Raw genomic sequence first — 20,339 nt, 5'->3', positions numbered from 1 at the left:
TATACTTAATCGTAAAAGACTTTAAATAATCTTCCAACAAAGCTAAAACAAGGGCTTTTGTGAAAAGTATAATCTCTTCATATGACTTAACAAGAGAAGATGTAGAAGAGATCTTCAAGTTAGCTTCTAAGTTCGTGAAGGAACAAAAAGGTGATTCATTAAGAGGAAAAACCGTAGCTCTAGCCTTCTTCGAGCCTAGTACAAGGACTTACTTGAGCTTTAATAAGGCGGTTATAAACTTGGGAGGAAATGTAATCGGTTTCTCTGGAGCTGAAGGAACTTCAGTAACTAAGGGAGAAAACTTAGCAGATACAATCAGGATGTTAGATAATTACTCTGACGCAATAGTAATACGACACAAATTTGATGGTGCAGCGAAGCTTGCATCTGAGGTTACGGATAAACCGGTAATTAATGCAGGAGACGGTAAACATGAACACCCTACACAAACTCTAATAGACCTTTTCACCGTGTTTAACCACTTCGGAACAACCGATGGTCTAATTTACGGACTACTTGGCGACCTTAAATACGCTAGAACAGTAAATAGCTTCCTAAGAATGCTAACAAGATTTAAGCCAAAAAGCGTGTATTTAATCTCCCCTCCACAACTTAGACCGAGAAATGAATTCTTAGAAGAGTTGAATTATCCCTACAAAATTACCTCAAACGTCTACGATGTCATTGAGGATATAGACGTGCTCTACGTTACGAGAATACAAAAAGAGAGGTTCTTAGATGAACTTGAATACGAGAGGATCAAGGAGAGCTATATAGTAGACTTAAATTTAGTGAGTAAAATGAAGAAAGATAGTATCATTCTTCACCCATTGCCGAGAGTTAATGAGATCGACAGAAGAGTGGACAAGACAGCACATGCAAAGTATTTTGAACAAGCTTCCTACGGAGTGCCCGTCAGAATGGCTTTACTCGAAAAAATTTTAGGTGAGTAAAATGGAAGAACCTACAAAAAAAGAACTATTAGTAAGTAAAATTAAGAACGGAACGGTTATAGATCACATACCTGCTGGAAGAGCACTCGCAGTATTGAAAGTACTAAAGATAACGGGCTCGGAAGGATTAAGAGTAGCTATTGTACTTAACGTAGAAAGTAAAAGAATAGGAAAGAAGGATATAGTCAAGATCGAAGACAAGGAAGTAAGTGAAAACGAGGCCAACTTAATTACACTAATAGCTCCTACTGCCACGATTAACATCATAAGGGATTATGAGGTCGTTGAGAAAAAGCAGTTAAAAGTGCCTGAGGTAGTAAAGGGAATTCTGAGGTGTCCTAACCCTCACTGTATAACCAATAACGATATAGAGGCAACATCTGTTTTCAGGACTGTTAAAGTAAAACCGTTGAAAATGAGATGCGAGTATTGCGAGACAGAAATAGATGAAAACGACGTAATTAGACAGATACTGGGCAACCCTCAAACAAAACCGGTGTAACTAATGCTGTTTAATGAGTTGATATATAGCGATGTAATTTCTGTTTCTTATGACAAGATGTTTGAGATAAACAGAGTTTCGGTTAAATACCCTTTCAAACCTAGAGCCGGTCAATACATCAGCATAATTTTTCCAAAAGAATTAGAAATCCCTTTAACCGTAGGTGATTACGATGAGGAAAATAAAGTTTTGACGCTCTTTATTGAAAGTCAGAAACTCATCACCATGATTCAGGGTAAAAAGAAATTATTAATAAAGGGACCTCTCGGTAAGCCGATTAACTTTGGTAAGACCGGAAGTGTGCTAGGAATTATCAAAAACAAAAAGAATTATCTCGATTTAAGGTACGCGTTAAAAGTACTTAGCGAAAGTGGGTCTAAAGTCAACATATATTGCTTAGAAAAATGTGATGTCGGAGAATTCGAGACAGTAAAGAGCTTACAAGATAGTAAAGAATATGATTTAATCCTAGCATCCGTTCCTGAATCTGATGTAAAAACTCTCCCTTTAAATGCTCTGGTATACGTGAGATGGGTAAAAATGAACTGTAATTTGGGAGTCTGTGGTGAGTGTAATTATAACGGAATACTACCTTGTATTGAAGGACCCTTTGTGGAAGTGAGGGAACTTGTGGATCAGAGGTAAAACCTACTATTACGGGGAAATTACCGAGCTGTGTATAAACATAGATAGAAACATAAGAGAAATTAGAAAGAACTGTAAACCAGATATTGAGTTCAGACCCGACGAGCTTATTTTACCCAGCTCTGTTGATATTCACGTCCACGTTAGGGGGGCCAAGTTGTCATATAAGGAGACGGTAACATCTGCGACTAGTGAAGCTGTTTACGGTGGAGTCGGTACTGTATTTGACATGCCAAACACAATACCGCCAGTAAATACAAAAGAAAGAGTTATAGAAAGATTAAGGGAATTCGATCTATATGCTAGAACAAACTATGGAATATATAGCGGTGTTACAAAGGAATTTGAGGAGGTTGATAAAATACCTATAGCGGGGTATAAAATATTTCCTGAGGATCTAGAAAAAGAGGAAACTAAATTAATCCTTGAAAAGAGTAAAAAGCTTAAAATACTTCATCCTGAAATACCCCTTGCTCTAACGGTTGACAGAAGGCTCAGAGACAAGTGGATGGAACTTGCGTCGCTTTACATGGTAAATGGAAAGATACACATAACACATATAACTAATTTAGAGACGTTGAGGCTCGCAAAAAACTTAGGATTTTCGACTGATATAACACCACACCACATATTAGTAGAAGGAGAAAAGGATTGCCTAAGTAAGGTAAACCCCCCAATTAGGGATTATAAGACTAGACTGGAATTATTCCTTCTAGGATTACATGAGACGGATGCATTGGCAAGTGATCATGCGCCACATACCGAAAGGGAGAAGTCTCTGCCATTCGACCTATGCCCACCTGGAATAGCAACTGTATCTTTCACAACTCCGTTTATTTATACGTTAGTGTTTAAGGGACTCATGGAGTTAAATAGGGCTGTTAAATTACTAGCCGAGAACCCTGCTAAGATCACGGGTATTAAAGCTGGAGAGATAAAGGAGGGGTACTCAGCTACATTTACAATAATCAAAAGGGAGAGTTGGAGATACTCTACTAAATTCAGTAAAGTAACACAAACCCCTCTAGACCAGTTTCCTTTAGAAGCTAAGGTAACTAACGTTATTGTAGAAGGGAAGCTAGCATATGACGGAGAAACTGTATATCCTATTAGGGGAGTGAACATAATTGCTGAAAGTAGCAGGAATTGAATTTAAAGACCCTTTTATAATAAGCTCTGGCATAGTCCCTCTCGTGGATAAATTTATGAATAAAATTTGCGAAAAATATTCGCCTTCAGCAATAACGATGAAGACGCTAACATTAAACGCATTAGAGCCCCACAAACCTCCTACAGTGATTAAATTAAGTAATGGTTGTTACATGAATGCAATAGGTTTGGGTAACCCGGGGATAGACTCACTGGAGGGGTTTCAGGTTAAATCTGACTGTAATTTAATTCTAAGTATAGGGGGAAACAGTATAGGTGAAATAAAGAAAGTGGTAGAGAGATTCGAAGAGTTGAGAACTACTAACAAGGCTTTAAGAGAGAAAGTGAAAATGATAGAACTGAACCTAAGTAGCCCTAACAGAAAAGGTTACGGTGAATCAACCTCAAAATTTACACTGGACATCACTAAAGAAGTGAGCAGTGTAACTTCACTCCCCGTGTTCGTAAAATTAGGTCCTTGGGACAATACTGTAGAACTGGCAGGAAAAGCCCTTGAAGGGGGAGCTAAAGGAATTACCCTGATAAATACACTTAAGGGGTTAGCTTTAGATAGAGAGGAGTTTAAGCCTATCCTAAGCTACGGTACAGGTGGTATATCAGGGAAGTGCATACATCAGTTAGCTGTGAGGATTATCCATGACGTGTATAAGGAGTACGATACAGAAATAATCGGGATGGGAGGAGTATTTACGTGGGAAGATGCGTTAGAACTAATCGCTGTTGGAGCGAAGTTAGTGGGTTTAGGAACAGCGATTATCGACAGAGGTTACGAAGTAATTTTGGAGATACGTGAGGGTTTTAACACTTATTTAAAGGAGAAAGGATTAAAGATTGAAGAAGTGATTGGTATAGGTGTGAGAAAGTGAACAGAATACCTATGAAAGGAAGAGACATAGAATCACTACTGTATATGGGCAAGATACAATCGGTAGACGTTGAATATTGTGACGAGGCTAAAAAAGAGGCTAAGGTAATAGCTAAGCTGGTGACGGGAGAGGAGGTAGAGACTGAGTGCATCCCAGTTAGGGCAGCAGGCAAGATAAGTATTGTCATTAAACACTATCTCAAGATGGGCGTAGATAAATTAATAATTCAAGATATAGATATGAAAGAAGTAAGAAACGTAGATACTGAGGGTGGAGAGGAAAATGAAGTTCAGGATAGACAAGATTCCAAAGAATGAGGATGATATAGCTGAAATACAAAGAGAAGTAGAGCAAGAAGAACATCATCACCATCATCATGAACACGGAGAAGAGGACATCATAACACAATTACTTTATTCTTTGCAAAGTTTAGAAAGTAGAGTAAATGAACTCCAATTAGGTAATGAACAGTGTAAGAAGGAAATTTCTACTATCTACAAAGTGCTCAGTAAGTTGGTTTTAGCTTCTTTCACCGAAAATAAAGAGGAAAGAATTAAAATTCTCAGAGACGTGTTAAGCCTACTAGAATGACAGATATATTTTCACCAATACCAATAATTACAGTAAAATTGTTTGCAATTATAGACCCTTTTTCTGTACTACCGTACTTATTAGCGGTTTATGAAGAGGCTGCTAGAGAGGAGAAGATAACGTGGAAATTTGTTGTGAATAAAATAACAGTTGCTATTGGAGTACTTTTAGTTTTGTTTTCAATACTAGGGAAACCCTTACTTGATTTTCTTGGAATATCACCTCAAGCACTGGAAATTGCAGGTGGGATTCTTCTAGTTTACTTGGGTATCGATACTATGGGTGGTTTCCAACAACTCAGATTCGTGAAAAAGTTAGAGGAAGCTCTAATCACTCCAATAGCAACACCACTTCTAGTAGGCCCTGGAACTATGACAGCTTTAATTACGTTATCTGTATCTTATAATCCAGTAACATTAATTTTAAGTAGTATTGTAGTTACACTTTTAGTCTATTTCTCACTCCTTGTAGGACCAATACTAGTAAGAGTATTAGGTGAAACTGGAACAGTTGCTGCGGGCAGATTCACCGCTATAATCATAGCTGCCTTTGGAATACAATTAATACTAGCTGGTATATCTCAGCTCAAGTTTGTATGACAAATCCTTATTAAAATGAAAATTTTTTAACGGGTAGTCATTTAATAATCATGAACTTCATGTCTGATAGAAAACGGGTTGAGATAGACACAGTTGATAGGAAATTATTAATTGAGCTACTAAAAGACTCAAGAGTAAGTTTAAGAAAACTAGCGGAAGAAATGAATGTATCACCCGCGACTCTTCATAATAGATTATTCAGGCTTGTCCAAGAGGGCGTAATAAAAGGATTTACAGCATTGATTGACTATTCAAAATTAGGCTATTCACTTACAAGCATAATAATGGCTAAGGTAGATGGAAAACATTTAGTTGAATTTGAAAGAGAAATAGCCAATCTAGATAATGTTATCGCAGTCTACGATATTGTAGGAGAATACGACGTCGCAGTAATAGCGAAGTTCCGCAGTGTAGAAGATCTCGACAACTTTCTGAAGAGCTTATTAAAGAACCCTAAGGTGGAGAGAACTCACACGAGTATAGTTCTTAACGTAGTTAAAGAAGATCCTAGGATTAAAATTGTTTAAATCTATCCTTTTTTGATTGATTTATTATAAATAAACTATCCCTATTAATAAAGGGTTGTCCTAGGATCAGCCAAGATAGGCAAAAGCCTTTTATACATTTTCTAGGCTTTACTACAATATGTGGTGACCAGTTAATGCAGTTCTGTCCTAGATGTGGAGGAGTGCTAGTACCTACCAAGAAGGATGGCAAAGAGATACTAAAGTGCAATAAATGTGGTTACGAGAAGGAACTCAATGAAAAAGCGAAAAAAGAGTATAGTGTGAAAGAAAAAGCTGATAAAAGCAACAAAGTCCTTACTACCTCTTTGGTGAGTGATAAAGGAGAAAGAAGGCTAGAGGAAGAACAACTAGAGCAGGAGAGGGAAGAATATTATAAGGAAATAGGACTTGAACTGCTCAGGGAAGAATTTGAAGAAAGTGACGAATCTGAAGAGGAGTAAAGTACTAACTTAAAAACCTTCTAATCTTATCCGCATATTCTCTCATTTCATTTTCATCTTTATATCTGGTCCTATCCTCTATTGTGTCTATCTTAATACGGTCGCCTTTATATCTCGGAACCACGTGAAAGTGGATGTGAAACACTCTTTGTCCTGCTGCTTCATCATTATTTTGGACAACATTAATACCATCCGCACCCATCTTTTTTATTGCTGTAGCAACCTTTTTTACTACTACAATAACTTTTTTTAATTCATCATCTGGAATCTCGTATATGTTATCGTAATGCTTTTTACTTACCACGAGTGTATGTCCTTTATGAATCGGATTAATATCTAGAAAAGCTAGCACATAGTCGTCTTCATATACTTTTTGTGATTTAAGTTCACCTTTAATTATTTTACAAAATACGCAAGAATCCATTAAATCACCCGACATTAAAGTTAAAGCTTTAATCCCTATAAGTGTTAAATTAGAAATCATGAAGATATCATCCATCGAGGCAAAATATCTGGTAAAGATTGGTAGAAATGAATTGATTATACATCAAGCCAGAAATGAAAGAGGAGAAAAGATATATATATTCCAGACTTTAAAGAATATAAAATTGGGAGAAAGTGAAGAGTGGAATGAAGACTTAAATAATGTACAGACTATAGACTCAAGAGACAAATTGCCTGATGATTTGAAAAGGATCCTTAGAAACGTGCTTAAATGACTTTTAAAAACGTCTTTATAAATATAAACTTACAAAGACATAAAAGGTGAGTTTTTTGGAAGAGAAATTTGACTTCATAATAACAACTGATCGCTGTCTAATGACTAACCATCATGGCAAGGAATTTTTGGGCTTCTTAGGTACTGGACCTGCAATAGGAATTCCTGAGAAGGCGTGGAAGTGGTTAGCTTGCCCTAAAATGAAGACAGATGAATTAGGAAGACCGAAGGAAGCACCTTACGGAATGAGGAAAATAGAAGCAGCACTAATTGACGCAGGTTATAAGGCAGCCATTATTGACCCAGACCATATCGGAAAATACTTACCACATGCTAAGGCCTTAATGTTGTCTCATCACGATTATTTTGCTTTTGGCCCTCCATCTTCCACATGGTGGGGGATAACAAAGAAGGAGCCTGTCAATTACAAGAGTTTCCAAGAGCTAATTCATAAACCGGAAATTAAGCAGGCAAAACAAAGAGGTATGAAGATTATAGCCGGGGGACCGTCAGTATGGCAATGGCTTTGGAGAACAGACATGATCGAAGAAGTAGAAGTAGATACCTTAGTAGACGGAGAAGCTGATACTTACATTGTAAAAATTGCCGAAATGATAATGAATAACGAACCGTTACCGAAATACGTGTATATTGGCGCGGAGGAAGCCCCTTCAGTAGATCAAATTCCTGAAATAAAAGGTGCTAGTGTTAATGGACTAATTGAAATAATGAGAGGATGTGCGAGATCTTGCAGATTCTGCTCCGTGACGTTAAGACCAACAAGGTATTACCCACTAGAGAAAATTGAAAGAGAACTACAAGTAAACGTTAAGAATGGCGTAAGACACGGGGTAATACACAGTGATGATGTTTTGTTTTACGGTGCAGTAGGAATATATCCTAGACCTGAACCGCTTATAAAACTGCATAAACTAGTTAAGAAATATTATAAGAGCATAGCATGGAGTCACGCCAGCCTGGCAGCAATTCGTTACTCAGAAGAGAAGTACGGTCTTATCTCGAAGATAACAGAAATCGTATATGAAGACGGTCACCAGAACTACCTCGGTGTCGAAGTAGGGATTGAGACCGGATCCTCAAGACTTGCAAAAGAAATAATGCCCGCTAAATCCGCACCATATAAAGTAGATGAATATCCAGAGACTGTAGAAGAAGCATTTAAGATAATGCATGATCACAACATAATACCTGCCGGTACCATGATAGTAGGATTGCCTGAAGAAACTGAGGATGATGTCTATAAGACTATAGAACTAGTTGATAACCTGAGGTCCTACCGTAGTATATTAGTTCCGATGTTCTTCGTACCTATGGGTTACTTCAAGAATAAGGACTGGTTCACTAAGGTTAAACTAAATGAGGCACATATTGAATTATATAAGAAAGTGTTCTGGCACGATGTATATTGGGCTGAGGATATTTTAAATAAGTTCTACCTCAAGTCACCCGTATATATGCCGGTAAGATGGACATTAAAGCTGTTTCTTAGAATTGCGAAGAAGCAAATGAAAAAAGTTGAAGCCCAATTGGAAGGTTACTTAAGGAAATAATCACTCCTTTTTAGGATATATGTAGTCTTTTGGTGCTGCACCAAATACCTCTAGGTACTTTCTGAGCACTTTAGGAATCTCCACCACACCATCCTCTCTTTGGTTGTTTTCCAGAATTGCAGTAATAGTCCTTGTACTAGCAATTGCTGTACTATTTAAAGTGTGGACATATCCCTTCTTGTTTGTCTTATAATCTACATATCTTATTTTCATCCTAAACGCTTGCCAATCCAAACAATTGCTACAACTTACCATCTCCCTAAACTTCGCTTGTGCAGGCATCCATACCTCTAAATCATACTTCTTTGCTGCACATGCTCCCAAATCACCAGAGGCAATATTTATAATCCTATAAGGAAGCCCAAGTCCTTGGAATATTTGTTCAGCATTTGAGATTAATTCCTCGTGATATTTCCAACTCTCTTCAGGAAGAGAAAATATGAATTGTTCCACTTTATGAAACTGGTGAACTCTGAATATTCCTTTCAAGTCCTTATTAGCTGCTCCGGCTTCCTTTCTAAAAGCAGGGCTAATACCTACAAACTTTAAGGGTAGTTTCTCCTTAGGAATATCTTCTTTAAAGAATAGAGCTGCTATGGGGTGCTCTGCTGTGGCGATAAGATATAGATCCTCATTCTCTATCTTATAGATAGCGTCTCTAAAAGTATCTAAGTCTATAACACTCTTAATGACTTCACCCCTCAACATATAAGGTGGTAAAACTAGAGTATATCCCCTAGAGGTCATTATATCTATCGCGTAGTTCAAGAGAGCGATATCTAACCAGACTATATCGCTAAACAGATAGTAAAACCTCGACCCTGCTACCTCTCCAGCCTTTTTTGTATCCCCCAACTTAAGGACGTTTTCTAACATATCCGCATGTCCTACAGGTTTCCACTTTATTACCTCATAATCAGCCTTTAATCCCTTAACTTGCTTGAGAAATTCATCAACGTCTTTCTCATAAACCTTGAACTTCCCCCAAACTTTTATCGGTACGCTGTAATTTTCATCGGGACCAATGGGCACTGAATCGTCCACTACGTTAGGTAGCTCGGAAAGAATCTGATCTCTTTCTTCTTCAATTTTCTGTAATTCTTTCTCTTTATCCTCTAGTATTTTCAACAATTCTTTAGCCTTTTTTATAAGTTCTTGCTTCTGTTCTTTTGGCGCTCTAGGGATTTGAGAACTTATTACGTTATGCTCATGCCTAAGCCTTTCTACTTCTTGTAGTGTAGCTCTCCACTGTTTATCTAATTCAACAGCTTTATCAACTAACGAAACGTCTATGAATCTTCGGCTTATACTCTCTTTCAATTTTTCAGGATTCGTCCTGAGTAGTTCCAATATACTCCAAGACACAAGTAAGAAATGGGTGAAAAGATTTTATGCCTTCTGTTCTTGTTGTTGCGTATCTTCGGTAGGTAAGCCGTAAGTTTGTACCCACATTTCTACTATATCATAACCATATAATTTCTTGAACTTTTCTCTGCCTTCAGGTGTCATCTTTAGAGGCGACCATACCGTTTCTAAATCTATATCAACCTCCACAGATTTTGCAGGAACTGTCTCCTTTATCACTTGTTCCACAGTATAAATCAGGTCATCTACGACAGGGCACCCGGGTGCAGTTAAACCAAGTTTTATGTAAACGTCTCCTTCGTCTGAAATTTTCAACTCATATATTAGCCCTAAGTTGACTATGTCTACTGGGATTTCAGGATCATAAACTTGAGTCAAGGCTTCCATGATTTTCTTTTTCCACTCTTCTTTGTTGACTTCAACCATCTTTAACCCAGTTAAAATATGCTAAAACAAGTATTAACTCTTTGCGTTTAACTCTTTTTCTTTCTCTTTTTCTACGACTATATCGTTATAGGATCTGTAAAAACAAGTCTTATTCCCCGTATGGCAGACCGGTCCTATCGACCGCACCAACAAGACTATTGCGTCTCCGTCACAGTCTATCTTAAAGTCTTCTACAATCTGATAATGGCTGCTTGTCTCCCCTTTAAGCCACAACTTCTTTCTGCTCAGAGACCAAAAATAAGCGTAACCTTCGGTTAGAGTCCTAATCAAAGCTTCTCTATTCATATGTCCTACCATTAATACCTCTTTCGTTTCAACATCTTGGAGGACAGCTATTATTGTAGAATCTGTATGCCTGAACCAGAACTTTTCAGCTATTTTAGTAGCCTCCTCTAGGCTTAGCTTAATCACTTTTTCATCCACCTATATAGGTTACCTAAAAAGATCTTTCCAATTTTACTACTTTTTTCTGGGTGAAATTGTGTGCCTACAATGTTACCTGAACAAATAATAGCGGGGTAAGAAATTCCGTAAATGGTTGTAGCTCTAACGATACTTTCGTCTTCGGGGTATGCTACGTAACTGTGGACGTAATAAACGTACTGGTTGTTTAACCCCTCAGTGAGCGGACAAGTAAGGTCAGTTACAATTAACTTATCCCATCCTATATGTGGTAGTTTTAACTTATCCTTTCCGTTGTTTTCGATCTTATCTACTTTGCCCTTAAACCAACCTAACCCTTTGGTTAAACCGCCCTCAGTTCCTTCTTCGAACATTATCTGCATTCCTAAGCACACACCCAAAAAGTAAGTGCCTCGTTTTCTGAGGTCTTCTAATAGCTCTTTATGTGAACTCAGATAACTTGCAACTGCATTGAAAGAACCTACTCCAGGGAATACTATCAGGTCTTCGTTACCTTCGGGTTGAGAGTTTACCGAAACTTCAAAGCCTACCCTTTTCAACCCAGCTGAAATACTGAAAAGGTTACCCACACCGTAATTTATGACGGTGGCTTTCATTACTCTTTCATCCTCCTTTTTAACTCCTCATAAACATCCTCTGGTTTCACATTAGATACAGCCATTAAAACTAATAAATGATAAAGAAGGTCTGCAACCTCTTCTACAAGACGCTCCTTCGTTTCGGCTAAAGCTGCCACAATTACTTCGCTTGCCTCCTCACCAACCTTCTGAGCTATATAAGGCTTCCCTTTCTGGTACAATTTTACTGTGTAACTACCCTCTTTCTGCGATGAAATCCTGTCCTCAATTATCTCATATAACTTGTCTAATACCTCATTACCTGCCATATCTGGCACCTATACTCTTAGCATGAAATTCGAAACCTTCATACTTAGCTAAGATTATAGCGGACTGTATTAATTTGTCATCCGGCTTCTCAAGATTGGCGTACATAATGGGCTTTAAAAAATCATAAACAGTGACCCCTCCCCTAAATCTAGCCCATTGATTAGTAGGTAGAATATGATTAGGACCTGCGGCATAATCTATAACAGCCGGTGGAGTAGAGCCTAGACTTACCGCGCCTGAGTTAGAAACAATATCTAAATATCTCTTGGGGCTAGTGACATACAAAGAAAGATGTTCAGGAGATATCTCGTTAGCAATCTTTATAGCTTCCTCAACACTACTCACTTTAATGACGTAGTACACGTTCCTATCCCTTTCTAGTTCACGCTTTACTTCATCAACTATATTCTGGGAAATGGTTAGAAGGACTATAAAAGTCGATAATCCATGTTCGGCTTGGGCCCTCATATCTAGAATCAAGTCCTCAACCTTTGCTGTATCGTCCGCAATAATTACTAACTCGGTAGGGCCCTCAATTCCGTCTATTCCTACATCCCTACTCACTAAAAATTTCGCAGCTTGAACATATATGTTACCAGGACCTACAATTTTATCTACTTTCTTAACTGATTCCGTACCGTAAGCAAAAGCTGCTATCGCTTGTGCACCGCCTAATCTATAGAGCTTTTTCACGCCTAACTTCTTAGCGATATAGCATATCGCAGGGTCTATCTTAAACGGTGGAGTAGCTGCGTAAATCTCATTAACACCAGCTACCTTTGCAGGAATCCCTGCCATCAACAAAGTAGACGGGTAAGCCTTATTCCCGCCGGGTACGTATATGCCTACTTTCTCTATTGGTTTCCAGATTACACCAAACTCTACTCCCTTTGAGTTACCTCCAGCGTTATAGGGCTTAATAGTTTCATGAAATTCGACCAGCTGTTCGAATATGTAGTCTATAGCATCTTTAAGCTCTGGGGATATCCTTAACGCAAGTTCGTCTACCTTATCCTCTACTACAGAATCTAGCTTCACATGATCCAGCTTCTCCTCTAGCTCAAGTAATGCTTTGTCGCCTTTTTCCCTAACTAGCTTAATTATTTCCTCCACTGTGGGTATTGCTTTAGTGAAATCGTTAGGTCTGTTTTTAGGTAATTCACTCGAAATCATAATCTTACCTCCAACCCTTGGGACTTTAAATACATTTTAAGGTTTTGTATCCTTATTACTCCATCATGAAAAACTCCCGCAGCCAAAGCAGCGTCGGCTACTTTTAAGGCTTCCAAAAAATGAACCTCTTTACCAGCTCCTCCGCTCGCTATTACTGGAATATTAACCGCTTCTGAAACCATCTTAGTTAAGGTAATGTCATATCCCTCCCTAGTCCCGTCCCTATCTATACTCGTGAGAAGAATTTCACCAGCTCCTAAAGCTTCAACTTCTTTAGCCCATCGTATCGCGTTTAATCCCGTGTTATAACTCCCAGATTTGGTGAAGACTTTGTACTCATCATCTACTTTTTTAGCATCTATTGCAACTACTACTGCCTGAGAACCAAACTGTAGTGCGGCCTCGGTAATTAGTTTCTTATTCTCCACAGCTGCAGTGTTTATACTCACTTTATCAGCCCCGTTTCCAAGGATAGTTGATACGTCATCAATAGTCCTTATACCACCCCCTACAGTCAAGGGGATTGAAAGAACACTAGCTGTGTTCTTAACCACTTCTAACAAAGCCCTCCTACCTTCAATTGTAGCAGTAACATCTAGGAAAACTATCTCATCAGCTCCTTCATCTTCATATCTCGCTGCTAATTCCGTAGGATCCCCTTTGTCCTTTAAATCTAGGAAATTAACTCCTTTAACAACCCTACCTTTTTTTACATCTAAACAAGCGATAATACGTTTTGCCGTCATAAGCTCCCCTTCAGACTTAATACGTCTTGAGAGATAATTCTACTTGCCTCGTATAAAGACATACCTAAAGCCTTGAAAGATGCCTCAATAATATGGTGAGTGTTTGTACCCCTTAGTTGAATTACGTGTAGGTTTACTCCACAGTGATAAGAAAACGTTTGAAAGAAGTGGAAAACGTTCTCTATTGCTAATCCTCCAATTTCGCTTCGCTGAAGATTTAACTCTATATTACTTACTCCCCTTCCAGAGATATCCACTGCCACTAGGACTAACGCGTCGTCCATTGGAACTATCTCGTTAGCAAACCTCCTTATTCCCCTCTTATCACCTAAAGCCTCCTTGAACGCTTCTCCCAACGTTATAGCAACGTCCTCTACTACATGATGGTCATCATAACCTAGCTTGTCCTCGGCAATAACCGTGGAAGTCGAGTTCATGTAATATAGTAAAGTGGATAACATATGAGTAAAGAACTTGACTGGAGTTTGTACCCTGACTTCGCCTTTCTGATCAATATCTAATTCGATTTCTACCTTGGTCTCCTTTGTTTCTCTGACCTTTTTAACACTCCTATTATACAACTTTTACACCCCTAAGACTACCATTATAGAAGCTCATACCAATTATAGCATAATCGAAACCGAAAACCTTAAGCTTCATCAAATCCTCAATAGTGGATACTCCTCCTGCATATTCCTTAACTCCCTTGGTTATATTAACATATTTCTTTACGCTTTCATCTATCCCGCTCTTCGTGCCCTCTTTAGGAACGTAAGTAAATATAAAACCATAAACATCAAAAGATAGTATTTCCTCGACCTTTATCTTTCTCCTCTCTTTCCATCCTTTTATTAAAACGTCCCCTTGTTCATTGTAATCTATGGAGAGTAAAATCTTATCTTTACCCACTTCACTCCAAATTTTCTCGAAAGTTTCTCTATTCGCAACGGGTAAAGTAGATAGAACTATGAAAGAACATTCATTAGCTATTTTTTGGGCTTTGTCTAAGCTCCTTATTCCTCCTCCTACTTGTGTGTGTTCGAATCCAATTTCTTTACAAATCATCTTTATAATTTCCTCGTTGTTACCGACTCCCTCTGCCGCATCCAAATCGACTAAGTGCACTTTCTTATATCCCTCGCTGTATATTTGTTCAGCTATACGCAAAGGATCTCCCAGAATTAGCCCAGAGCCCCTCTGACCCTTAATTCTCTTTACGGCTTTACCTTCACTGATATCTATACTGGGAATGACCTCTAAACTCATTTTATCACCTTTTCTATGTCGACTATTACTATATCACGTGCACCGTTAGCCACTACCTTTCCGATTATCTCGGGAAGGGAGTCTTCATCTATCACCGTAATTACTTCCCATGCATCACTCTTAGCCAATTTAGATAAAGTAGGAGAAAGCATTGCGGGGAGAACGGAGAGCACTTTGTCCAGCTTTTCATCAGGTACGTTCATAAATACCATCTTCTTGTTTCTCGCAAATAAAGCACCTTTCATCAGGGTAAGTAGAAGGTTTATCCTTTCGGCTTCTTCACTTTTTATCCAATCTTTATTTCCTATTACCACAGCCCTACTTTCCATAACAGTGTCTATTGCCTTCAGACCATGGAGTTTCAAAGTAGTCCCGGTGCTCATTACATCGATTATCGCATCGGCAGCCCCTAAAGAGGGCATTACCTCAGCTGCCCCACTTATCTTAACTAATTTAGCTTTTATCCCCTTTTGAGCTAAGTAGTTTCTAGAAATATTAAAATACTTCGTCGCTATTCTGATTTCCCCTCTAATCTCCTCTGGAGAATTAATACCCCAAGATACTGGCACGGCGAGAACTATTTTAGCCTTACCGAAGTCCAGATGTACTAACTCCTCAACGTCTACACCTGATTCCAAGACGTAATCAAAACCGGTTATACCTAATTCCGCAGCTCCCGCTTCAACTATATTAGGAATGTCCTCCGTCCTGACCATAACTAGCTGTACTCCTTCCCAGTTAGTCGGTACTATTAATGCTCTCTCGTCACTAGCTAGGGGCTTAATACCCACACTGTTTAGGAACTGTAAGACAGGTTGTTGTAGCCTACCCTTGTTTGGTATTGCTATTTTCAAGGATCTCACCCAAGGTTTTTACAAGTAGTTCACACTGTTCTTTTGTTCCAATTGATATTCTATAATAGCCAGAAATCAAATTCCTTATAGCAATGGATTTAGCCATAAGTGGGGTAAATAAATCCCTATTATCTTTTACGAAAATAAAATTAGTGTAGGAGTTAAACACTTTTAACCCGAGCCCCCTTAACTCTTTGATTAAATACTCTTTGTTGGTGTTTATCTTGTTAACGACTTCCTTTACATAAGAAGGATCCTCTAATGCCTTAATCCCAGCGATTAGACCGGGTAGTGAGACGTCGAAAGGCGTCGAAGTCTTCTTTAGTGCTTTCACTACTTCTTCATTTCCTATTAAATAACCTACTCTAAGAGATGCCATGGAAAAAGCTTTACTTAAAGTCCTAACTATTAACACATTCGGATAGTCGTAGATCATCCTTGCAAAAGTCTTCCCGTAGAATTCGTAATACGCTTCATCAATAACTATAAACCCTCTAACATTTGTAGCGAGCTCCTTAACCAACTCCTCATCTAACATCGGTGAGCCCGTGGGGTTATTCGGATTATCAATTATTACAAGTCTTGCAGCTTTACTCTCGCTTAACAGTCTCTCCCTATCTTCATACCACCATTCTTCACCTTCAATAAGTTTAATCTTCACGTGGTTGAGTCCTCTTACTGACGAGTAAACCTTGTACATGCTATATGCAGGGTAATTAGTTACAACTTTGTCTCCAACTTGGGCTAAATTGTAAAATATTGACCTCAAAGCCCCGTCTCCACCTGGAGTAGGAAAGATGTTTTCTGGCTCTACTTTATTATAGTCAGCTGCTAAGGCTGAAAACCTCTCAGATAATTCTGGGTGCTGGTATCGATTAGCGTAAGGTAAATACTTCTGTATAGCTTCTAATATGTGCGGAGGGGGTGAATAAGGAGACTCGTTTAAGTGAAGCCTTATCCCATCCTTTATATCATCAAAATTATATTCTTCTGACTCCAGTAGCCAAGGATATATAAGTTCTTTCACGGTTGGTGCAATAGGAAACCCTACATATATCACTCTGTTGTAAAAATAAGCTTTACTCTGTCATGATAAAAGGACAACCTTAATTTTACCGTTTCCACTTTTCCGTTTATATGGATATAATCGAAAGAATTCTTCAGAAACCAAGGTTAATTAAGAGTTATTACTACGGGGTTAATTTGGTAATAGTAATTAACGCCGCTGAAAAGTTGTACGCTGAGGGGAAAAAGCCTTGTATAATCAACTTTGACAAAATTAAGTGGGAGTTTTACCCATACGAGATCAAATTCAAGATGTTTTGTGATAATGACTCAGAAAACTTGGTCTTTGAGGCGGAAAAAGTCAGTGAAATACCGCTGAAGTTCAGACTCGTTACGTCTGCTAAGGTCTTTAACATTAATTGTGACATAGCGACCGTAGAAAGGATCGGAAATAACTTATATAAAATATTATTAGATGGAGAAGTCCTCACTTTCCAAGTTAAAGAGGGCAAGTTAACCGAGAGAGCTATGAACAGAATCGATGAGGAAATCCTAAACCTTTTAAACGAAAATGGAGGAACCATGACCGTAAAAGAATTAGTAGATATTATCTCGTTTAAGCTGAGGGTTAGTAAAGATTACGTCAGAAACGAACTCGCATTCCTAAAAACTTCCGGAAAAGTTGAGATAGAAAAAAGTACAGTTAAACTTATTGGATAAATATAGCTGGTTTTAACGGTAATGCGTCTTTCTTATACTTGCTTTTGTCCATTTCTTTAACGCTCCTTATCTCGATCTCTTTACCGCCAAGTTTGTACTTAAGGTAATTAGCGCCTTCTCTTAGTATTTCTTCTTCGTTAAAGTCGTGTCCAAGAACAAGTTTACGCATCTTATCATCTAAACTTCTTGCTTCCTCGAATATTTTTTGGTACAACTTAGCGTCGAATTTCTCTTGAGTCTTATTCTTCTCTATAAACTCTTTCATACTTCCTCCTCTTGATACTACTTCTAATGCACTTCTTAATAATGAAAGTTCGTGAGGCGTTGCCACGAATATACGAACAACTTTTGGAGTTCCTTTATACACGTTTAATATCGACTGAATATCTTCAAGGACTTTCTTATGATATTCATGAATTAAGTCGACTAACATATCTACTGAAGTCTCGGGTATCTCAGGCCATTTCTCTACACTGACGAAAGTCTCATGCCCCAACTTGTGCCATACTTCTTCAGCAAAGTGAGGAGCGAAGGGCGAAATCATCTTGATCCATACTTCCAGAATCTCCTTTACTAATTTTCCATTAGGTTCCTTCCCTTCAGCCCTTACCATTTCCGTATACTCGTTCAGATAAGAAGAGAAGTTATAGAGCAGTTCATTTAGGGCATTTCTCAGGTCTAAGTTCTCAAGATATTTAGTAACGTTTATCACCATCTGGTTGAACTTATTCTTTATCCACTTCTCTGGAAAGCTTTCTTCACTTCCCTTGAACTCATCTACTTTCTCAATTAAATCGTAATAGTTCCTTAACGCGTCTGCTACTGATTTAGCATAGCTATCACTGAAGTTCACGTCGGAGCCCATATCGGCAGTAGAGGTTAGAGTAATCCTAACAACATCTGCTCCGTACATTCTTATAGCTTTTCTCAGAGGAATAATGTTTCGTAATGATTTACTCATCTTTTTACCTTCTAGAAGAACGAACCCGTTTACAGCGATAGCTTTAGGCCATAATTCTTCTGGGAATATTGCAGCGTGGTTGAAGATGAAGAAAGATAAATGATTAGGTATTAAGTCCTTACCACTGTGCCTTACGTCTAACGGGTACCAATACGTAAATTCTTTTCTCATTTCCTCTATTACTTCTTTCGGAATTCCAGTAGAATTCGAAATAGAGAAAGGGTCACCTTGCCCTAACATTACATAGTCCCAAAAGTCCAAAGTCAGTTGTGAAGGCTTAAGCCCGTACTTCTTTATAAGGTGAGCGACTGTATAATAGGCCATATAAATGGTTGAATCACTTAAGCTCTCAATGATCCACTTCTTATCCCAAGGTAAGGGAGTTCCCAATCCCCTTGTCCTTGCACAAGCCCTTTTCTGTAACCAGTCCGCTACAAACTCAAAGTCTTTACGGGCCTCAGGAGGTATGAAAGTCATGTTAGATATTAATTTCTTAGCTAGGGCTTTCCACTGCAGGTTGCCATAATCTAAGAACCACTGGTCTTTTAGAATCTTTACTACGACCTCGTTACCGCACCTACAATAGACCGGTCTATTCATTATCTCATAAATTTTCCTTCCTAGTTTCTTCTCTATCAGGAACTCAGTTATCTTCAGCCTCGCGTCTGGTACACTTAAACCCACTAATCCCTTAACACTCTCTCTGAATTCAGGTCTAGCCAACTCAACGATATTCTCTTTCATTCTACCCTTATTATATTCCGTTCTATACACTTGTTCCGTTAGTTTTTCTAAGTCCTCCTTGCCTTTGGGATTAGTCTTATCCACTACTTCTTTAGCTAACGCATCCCCTTGTCCTTCAACCGTAATTATAGATATTACGGGCATGTCCTGCTTAATCTTTTTGAGGTAGTAGTAGTCAAAAGGTGCATGAGCTGGGACACTCATTACTACTCCAGTGCCGGTCATCGGATCTACGAAGTCCGCACCCAATATCGGGATTGTTTTACCAGTGATTGGGTTTACAGCATTATGTTTAGTTAGTTCTGAACCTTTCAAAGTAGTTATGGTCTTGACATTATCGATCTGGAAGGAAATCTTAAATGCAGCCCTTTCACTCATAACATACTTCTTACCGTCTATTTCGACTATTGCGTAATTGACGTCAGAATTAACCCAGATCGCGACTGCCCCGAATACAGTCTCAGGTCTCAAAGTCGCTGCAGGAAAGATACCTAAGTCGGAGTCAAAGTAGATAAGCGTAAACTCTCCTATTTCGGGCTCCATGTCTCCTTTTGTATCGTGCATACCTACGGGGATGTGATGAACAGGACACCAACCTACCGGGTGTGTATCCCTAACTATGAAACCCTTTTGCTGAAGCTTATTAAACTGCCAGACTATAAACGAAGAGAACTCGGGGTCTATTGTAGTAAACTCCCTTCTCCAGTCTATGCTGAGACCGATTTCTTTCATCGCTTTCTTAATTTCCTCTTTGAAGTAATTGGCCATAAATAACGGGTCTACCAGTTTAGAAATTACGTCATCAGGTATCTCATATATATTCTTAAAGATGTCTATTAGCTCTTTGTCTCCTTTTGCTACGTCATCGGCCATAGCTATAATGGGTGTTCCAGTATAATGGAAGCCCATGGGAAAAAGTACGTTATAGCCCCTCATTCTCATAAATCTGGCGTAAATATCACATGTTACGTAAGTCCTACCGTGACCTAAATGAAAGGGAGAGTTAGGATAAGGAAATGCAACTGTCGTATAGAATTTCTTACGAGAATAATCAGGATTAGCCTCAAAGAGTTTTGTATCCTCCCAAGCTTTCTGCCATTTTTGAGATATCTCGTTAAGAAAATCAGAAAACCTTTTAGGTGCTGATATAAGGGTCACCAAAAGAG

26 protein-coding genes are annotated in these 20,339 nt (G+C 38.6%); 13 read left to right on the top strand and 13 right to left on the bottom strand.

Annotated features, from left to right (window positions below):
* The first annotated feature begins 59 nt into the window (after positions 1-59).
* The 10 genes from pyrB (at position 60) to WIW89_RS08425 (ending at position 6,293) form a co-directional block, all read left to right on the top strand.
* Complete coding sequence (gene pyrB / locus WIW89_RS08470; RefSeq protein WP_337720414.1) at positions 60-953, top strand: aspartate carbamoyltransferase; 894 nt, start codon at positions 60-62, stop codon at positions 951-953.
* Position 954: 1 nt separating this feature from the next.
* The gene (gene pyrI / locus WIW89_RS08465; RefSeq protein ID WP_337720413.1) at positions 955-1,455 is read left to right on the top strand and encodes an aspartate carbamoyltransferase regulatory subunit; all 501 of its coding nucleotides are present in this window, start codon (positions 955-957) and stop codon (positions 1,453-1,455) included.
* A gap of 3 nt (positions 1,456-1,458) precedes the next feature.
* Entirely contained in the window at positions 1,459-2,100 is a 642-nt protein-coding gene (locus WIW89_RS08460; RefSeq protein ID WP_337720412.1) for a hypothetical protein, read from the top strand.
* Positions 2,084-3,250 (top strand): dihydroorotase, encoded by a 1,167-nt coding sequence (gene pyrC, locus WIW89_RS08455; RefSeq protein WP_337720411.1) that lies wholly within the window; start codon positions 2,084-2,086, stop codon positions 3,248-3,250. Before WIW89_RS08460 ends, pyrC begins: the two co-directional genes overlap by 17 nt.
* Positions 3,228-4,136, top strand: coding sequence for a dihydroorotate dehydrogenase PyrD (gene pyrD, locus WIW89_RS08450; RefSeq protein WP_337720410.1), 909 nt, complete (start codon positions 3,228-3,230; stop codon positions 4,134-4,136). The genes pyrC and pyrD overlap by 23 nt, the downstream gene beginning before the upstream one ends.
* Positions 4,137-4,147: 11 nt before the next feature.
* A complete protein-coding gene (locus WIW89_RS08445; RefSeq protein ID WP_443295719.1) occupies positions 4,148-4,453 on the top strand; it encodes a hypothetical protein in 306 nt (101 codons plus the stop codon).
* Positions 4,419-4,727: a hypothetical protein gene (locus tag WIW89_RS08440; RefSeq protein WP_337720409.1), complete on the top strand. Its 309-nt coding sequence runs from the start codon at positions 4,419-4,421 to the stop codon at positions 4,725-4,727. The genes WIW89_RS08445 and WIW89_RS08440 overlap by 35 nt, the downstream gene beginning before the upstream one ends.
* Positions 4,724-5,326 (top strand): MarC family protein, encoded by a 603-nt coding sequence (locus tag WIW89_RS08435; protein WP_337720408.1) that lies wholly within the window; start codon positions 4,724-4,726, stop codon positions 5,324-5,326. The genes WIW89_RS08440 and WIW89_RS08435 overlap by 4 nt, the downstream gene beginning before the upstream one ends.
* A gap of 59 nt (positions 5,327-5,385) precedes the next feature.
* A complete protein-coding gene (locus WIW89_RS08430; protein WP_443296425.1) occupies positions 5,386-5,853 on the top strand; it encodes an Lrp/AsnC family transcriptional regulator in 468 nt (155 codons plus the stop codon).
* Between the two features lie 134 nt (positions 5,854-5,987).
* On the top strand, positions 5,988-6,293 hold the full coding sequence (locus tag WIW89_RS08425) for a DNA-directed RNA polymerase subunit M (RefSeq protein ID WP_337720407.1): 306 nt from the start codon (positions 5,988-5,990) through the stop codon (positions 6,291-6,293).
* A 4-nt stretch (positions 6,294-6,297) separates the two neighbouring features.
* On the opposite strand, the gene WIW89_RS08420 is transcribed toward WIW89_RS08425, so the two are convergent.
* Entirely contained in the window at positions 6,298-6,717 is a 420-nt protein-coding gene (locus tag WIW89_RS08420; RefSeq protein WP_337720406.1) for an HIT family protein, read from the bottom strand.
* A 58-nt stretch (positions 6,718-6,775) separates the two neighbouring features.
* On the opposite strand from WIW89_RS08420, the gene WIW89_RS08415 reads away from it, so the two are divergent.
* Together WIW89_RS08415 and WIW89_RS08410 are read left to right on the top strand one after the other, a co-directional pair.
* A complete protein-coding gene (locus tag WIW89_RS08415) occupies positions 6,776-7,012 on the top strand; it encodes a hypothetical protein (RefSeq protein WP_337720405.1) in 237 nt (78 codons plus the stop codon).
* Positions 7,013-7,058: 46 nt separating this feature from the next.
* Entirely contained in the window at positions 7,059-8,582 is a 1,524-nt protein-coding gene (locus WIW89_RS08410; RefSeq protein ID WP_337720404.1) for a B12-binding domain-containing radical SAM protein, read from the top strand.
* Here WIW89_RS08410 and serS read toward each other — a convergent pair whose 3' ends face one another.
* From serS to hisC, 11 genes are read right to left on the bottom strand one after another with little or no spacing between them, the layout of a single operon-like run.
* Entirely contained in the window at positions 8,583-9,947 is a 1,365-nt protein-coding gene (gene serS, locus WIW89_RS08405) for a serine--tRNA ligase (RefSeq protein WP_337720403.1), read from the bottom strand.
* Between the two features lie 24 nt (positions 9,948-9,971).
* Positions 9,972-10,373: a metal-sulfur cluster assembly factor gene (locus WIW89_RS08400; protein ID WP_221288080.1), complete on the bottom strand. Its 402-nt coding sequence runs from the start codon at positions 10,371-10,373 to the stop codon at positions 9,972-9,974.
* A gap of 33 nt (positions 10,374-10,406) precedes the next feature.
* Entirely contained in the window at positions 10,407-10,802 is a 396-nt protein-coding gene (gene hisI, locus WIW89_RS08395; RefSeq protein ID WP_337720441.1) for a phosphoribosyl-AMP cyclohydrolase, read from the bottom strand.
* Positions 10,802-11,413, bottom strand: a complete 612-nt coding sequence (hisH, locus tag WIW89_RS08390) for an imidazole glycerol phosphate synthase subunit HisH (RefSeq protein ID WP_337720402.1) — start codon at positions 11,411-11,413, stop codon at positions 10,802-10,804. Before hisH ends, hisI begins: the two co-directional genes overlap by 1 nt.
* The gene (gene hisE, locus WIW89_RS08385) at positions 11,413-11,703 is read right to left on the bottom strand and encodes a phosphoribosyl-ATP diphosphatase (protein ID WP_337701497.1); all 291 of its coding nucleotides are present in this window, start codon (positions 11,701-11,703) and stop codon (positions 11,413-11,415) included. Before hisE ends, hisH begins: the two co-directional genes overlap by 1 nt.
* A complete protein-coding gene (gene hisD, locus WIW89_RS08380) occupies positions 11,693-12,877 on the bottom strand; it encodes a histidinol dehydrogenase (protein WP_337720401.1) in 1,185 nt (394 codons plus the stop codon). The genes hisE and hisD overlap by 11 nt, the downstream gene beginning before the upstream one ends.
* Positions 12,874-13,623, bottom strand: a complete 750-nt coding sequence (gene hisF / locus WIW89_RS08375; RefSeq protein WP_337720400.1) for an imidazole glycerol phosphate synthase subunit HisF — start codon at positions 13,621-13,623, stop codon at positions 12,874-12,876. Before hisF ends, hisD begins: the two co-directional genes overlap by 4 nt.
* Positions 13,620-14,204: an imidazoleglycerol-phosphate dehydratase gene (gene hisBd / locus WIW89_RS08370; RefSeq protein WP_337701492.1), complete on the bottom strand. Its 585-nt coding sequence runs from the start codon at positions 14,202-14,204 to the stop codon at positions 13,620-13,622. Before hisBd ends, hisF begins: the two co-directional genes overlap by 4 nt.
* On the bottom strand, positions 14,197-14,889 hold the full coding sequence (hisA, locus tag WIW89_RS08365; RefSeq protein ID WP_337720399.1) for a 1-(5-phosphoribosyl)-5-((5-phosphoribosylamino)methylideneamino)imidazole-4-carboxamide isomerase: 693 nt from the start codon (positions 14,887-14,889) through the stop codon (positions 14,197-14,199). The genes hisBd and hisA overlap by 8 nt, the downstream gene beginning before the upstream one ends.
* On the bottom strand, positions 14,886-15,743 hold the full coding sequence (gene hisG / locus WIW89_RS08360) for an ATP phosphoribosyltransferase (protein ID WP_337701488.1): 858 nt from the start codon (positions 15,741-15,743) through the stop codon (positions 14,886-14,888). Before hisG ends, hisA begins: the two co-directional genes overlap by 4 nt.
* Positions 15,715-16,803 carry a histidinol-phosphate transaminase gene (gene hisC / locus WIW89_RS08355; protein ID WP_337720398.1) on the bottom strand — a complete coding sequence of 363 codons (1,089 nt, stop codon included), beginning with the start codon at positions 16,801-16,803 and terminating at the stop codon, positions 15,715-15,717. The genes hisG and hisC overlap by 29 nt, the downstream gene beginning before the upstream one ends.
* A gap of 77 nt (positions 16,804-16,880) precedes the next feature.
* Between hisC and WIW89_RS08350 the strand changes: the two genes are divergently transcribed.
* The gene (locus WIW89_RS08350) at positions 16,881-17,468 is read left to right on the top strand and encodes a hypothetical protein (protein ID WP_337710338.1); all 588 of its coding nucleotides are present in this window, start codon (positions 16,881-16,883) and stop codon (positions 17,466-17,468) included.
* On the opposite strand, the gene leuS is transcribed toward WIW89_RS08350, so the two are convergent.
* Entirely contained in the window at positions 17,458-20,331 is a 2,874-nt protein-coding gene (gene leuS / locus WIW89_RS08345) for a leucine--tRNA ligase (protein ID WP_337720397.1), read from the bottom strand. The two genes, WIW89_RS08350 and leuS, sit on opposite strands and share 11 nt — an antisense overlap.
* Positions 20,332-20,339 lie beyond the last annotated feature (8 nt).

The sequence above is a fragment of the Stygiolobus sp. CP850M genome, assembly GCF_037389425.1.
Classification (GTDB): domain Archaea; phylum Thermoproteota; class Thermoprotei_A; order Sulfolobales; family Sulfolobaceae; genus Stygiolobus.
The sequence above is the reverse complement of the archived record's forward strand: the minus strand, read 5'-3'. Positions and strand labels throughout refer to the sequence as shown.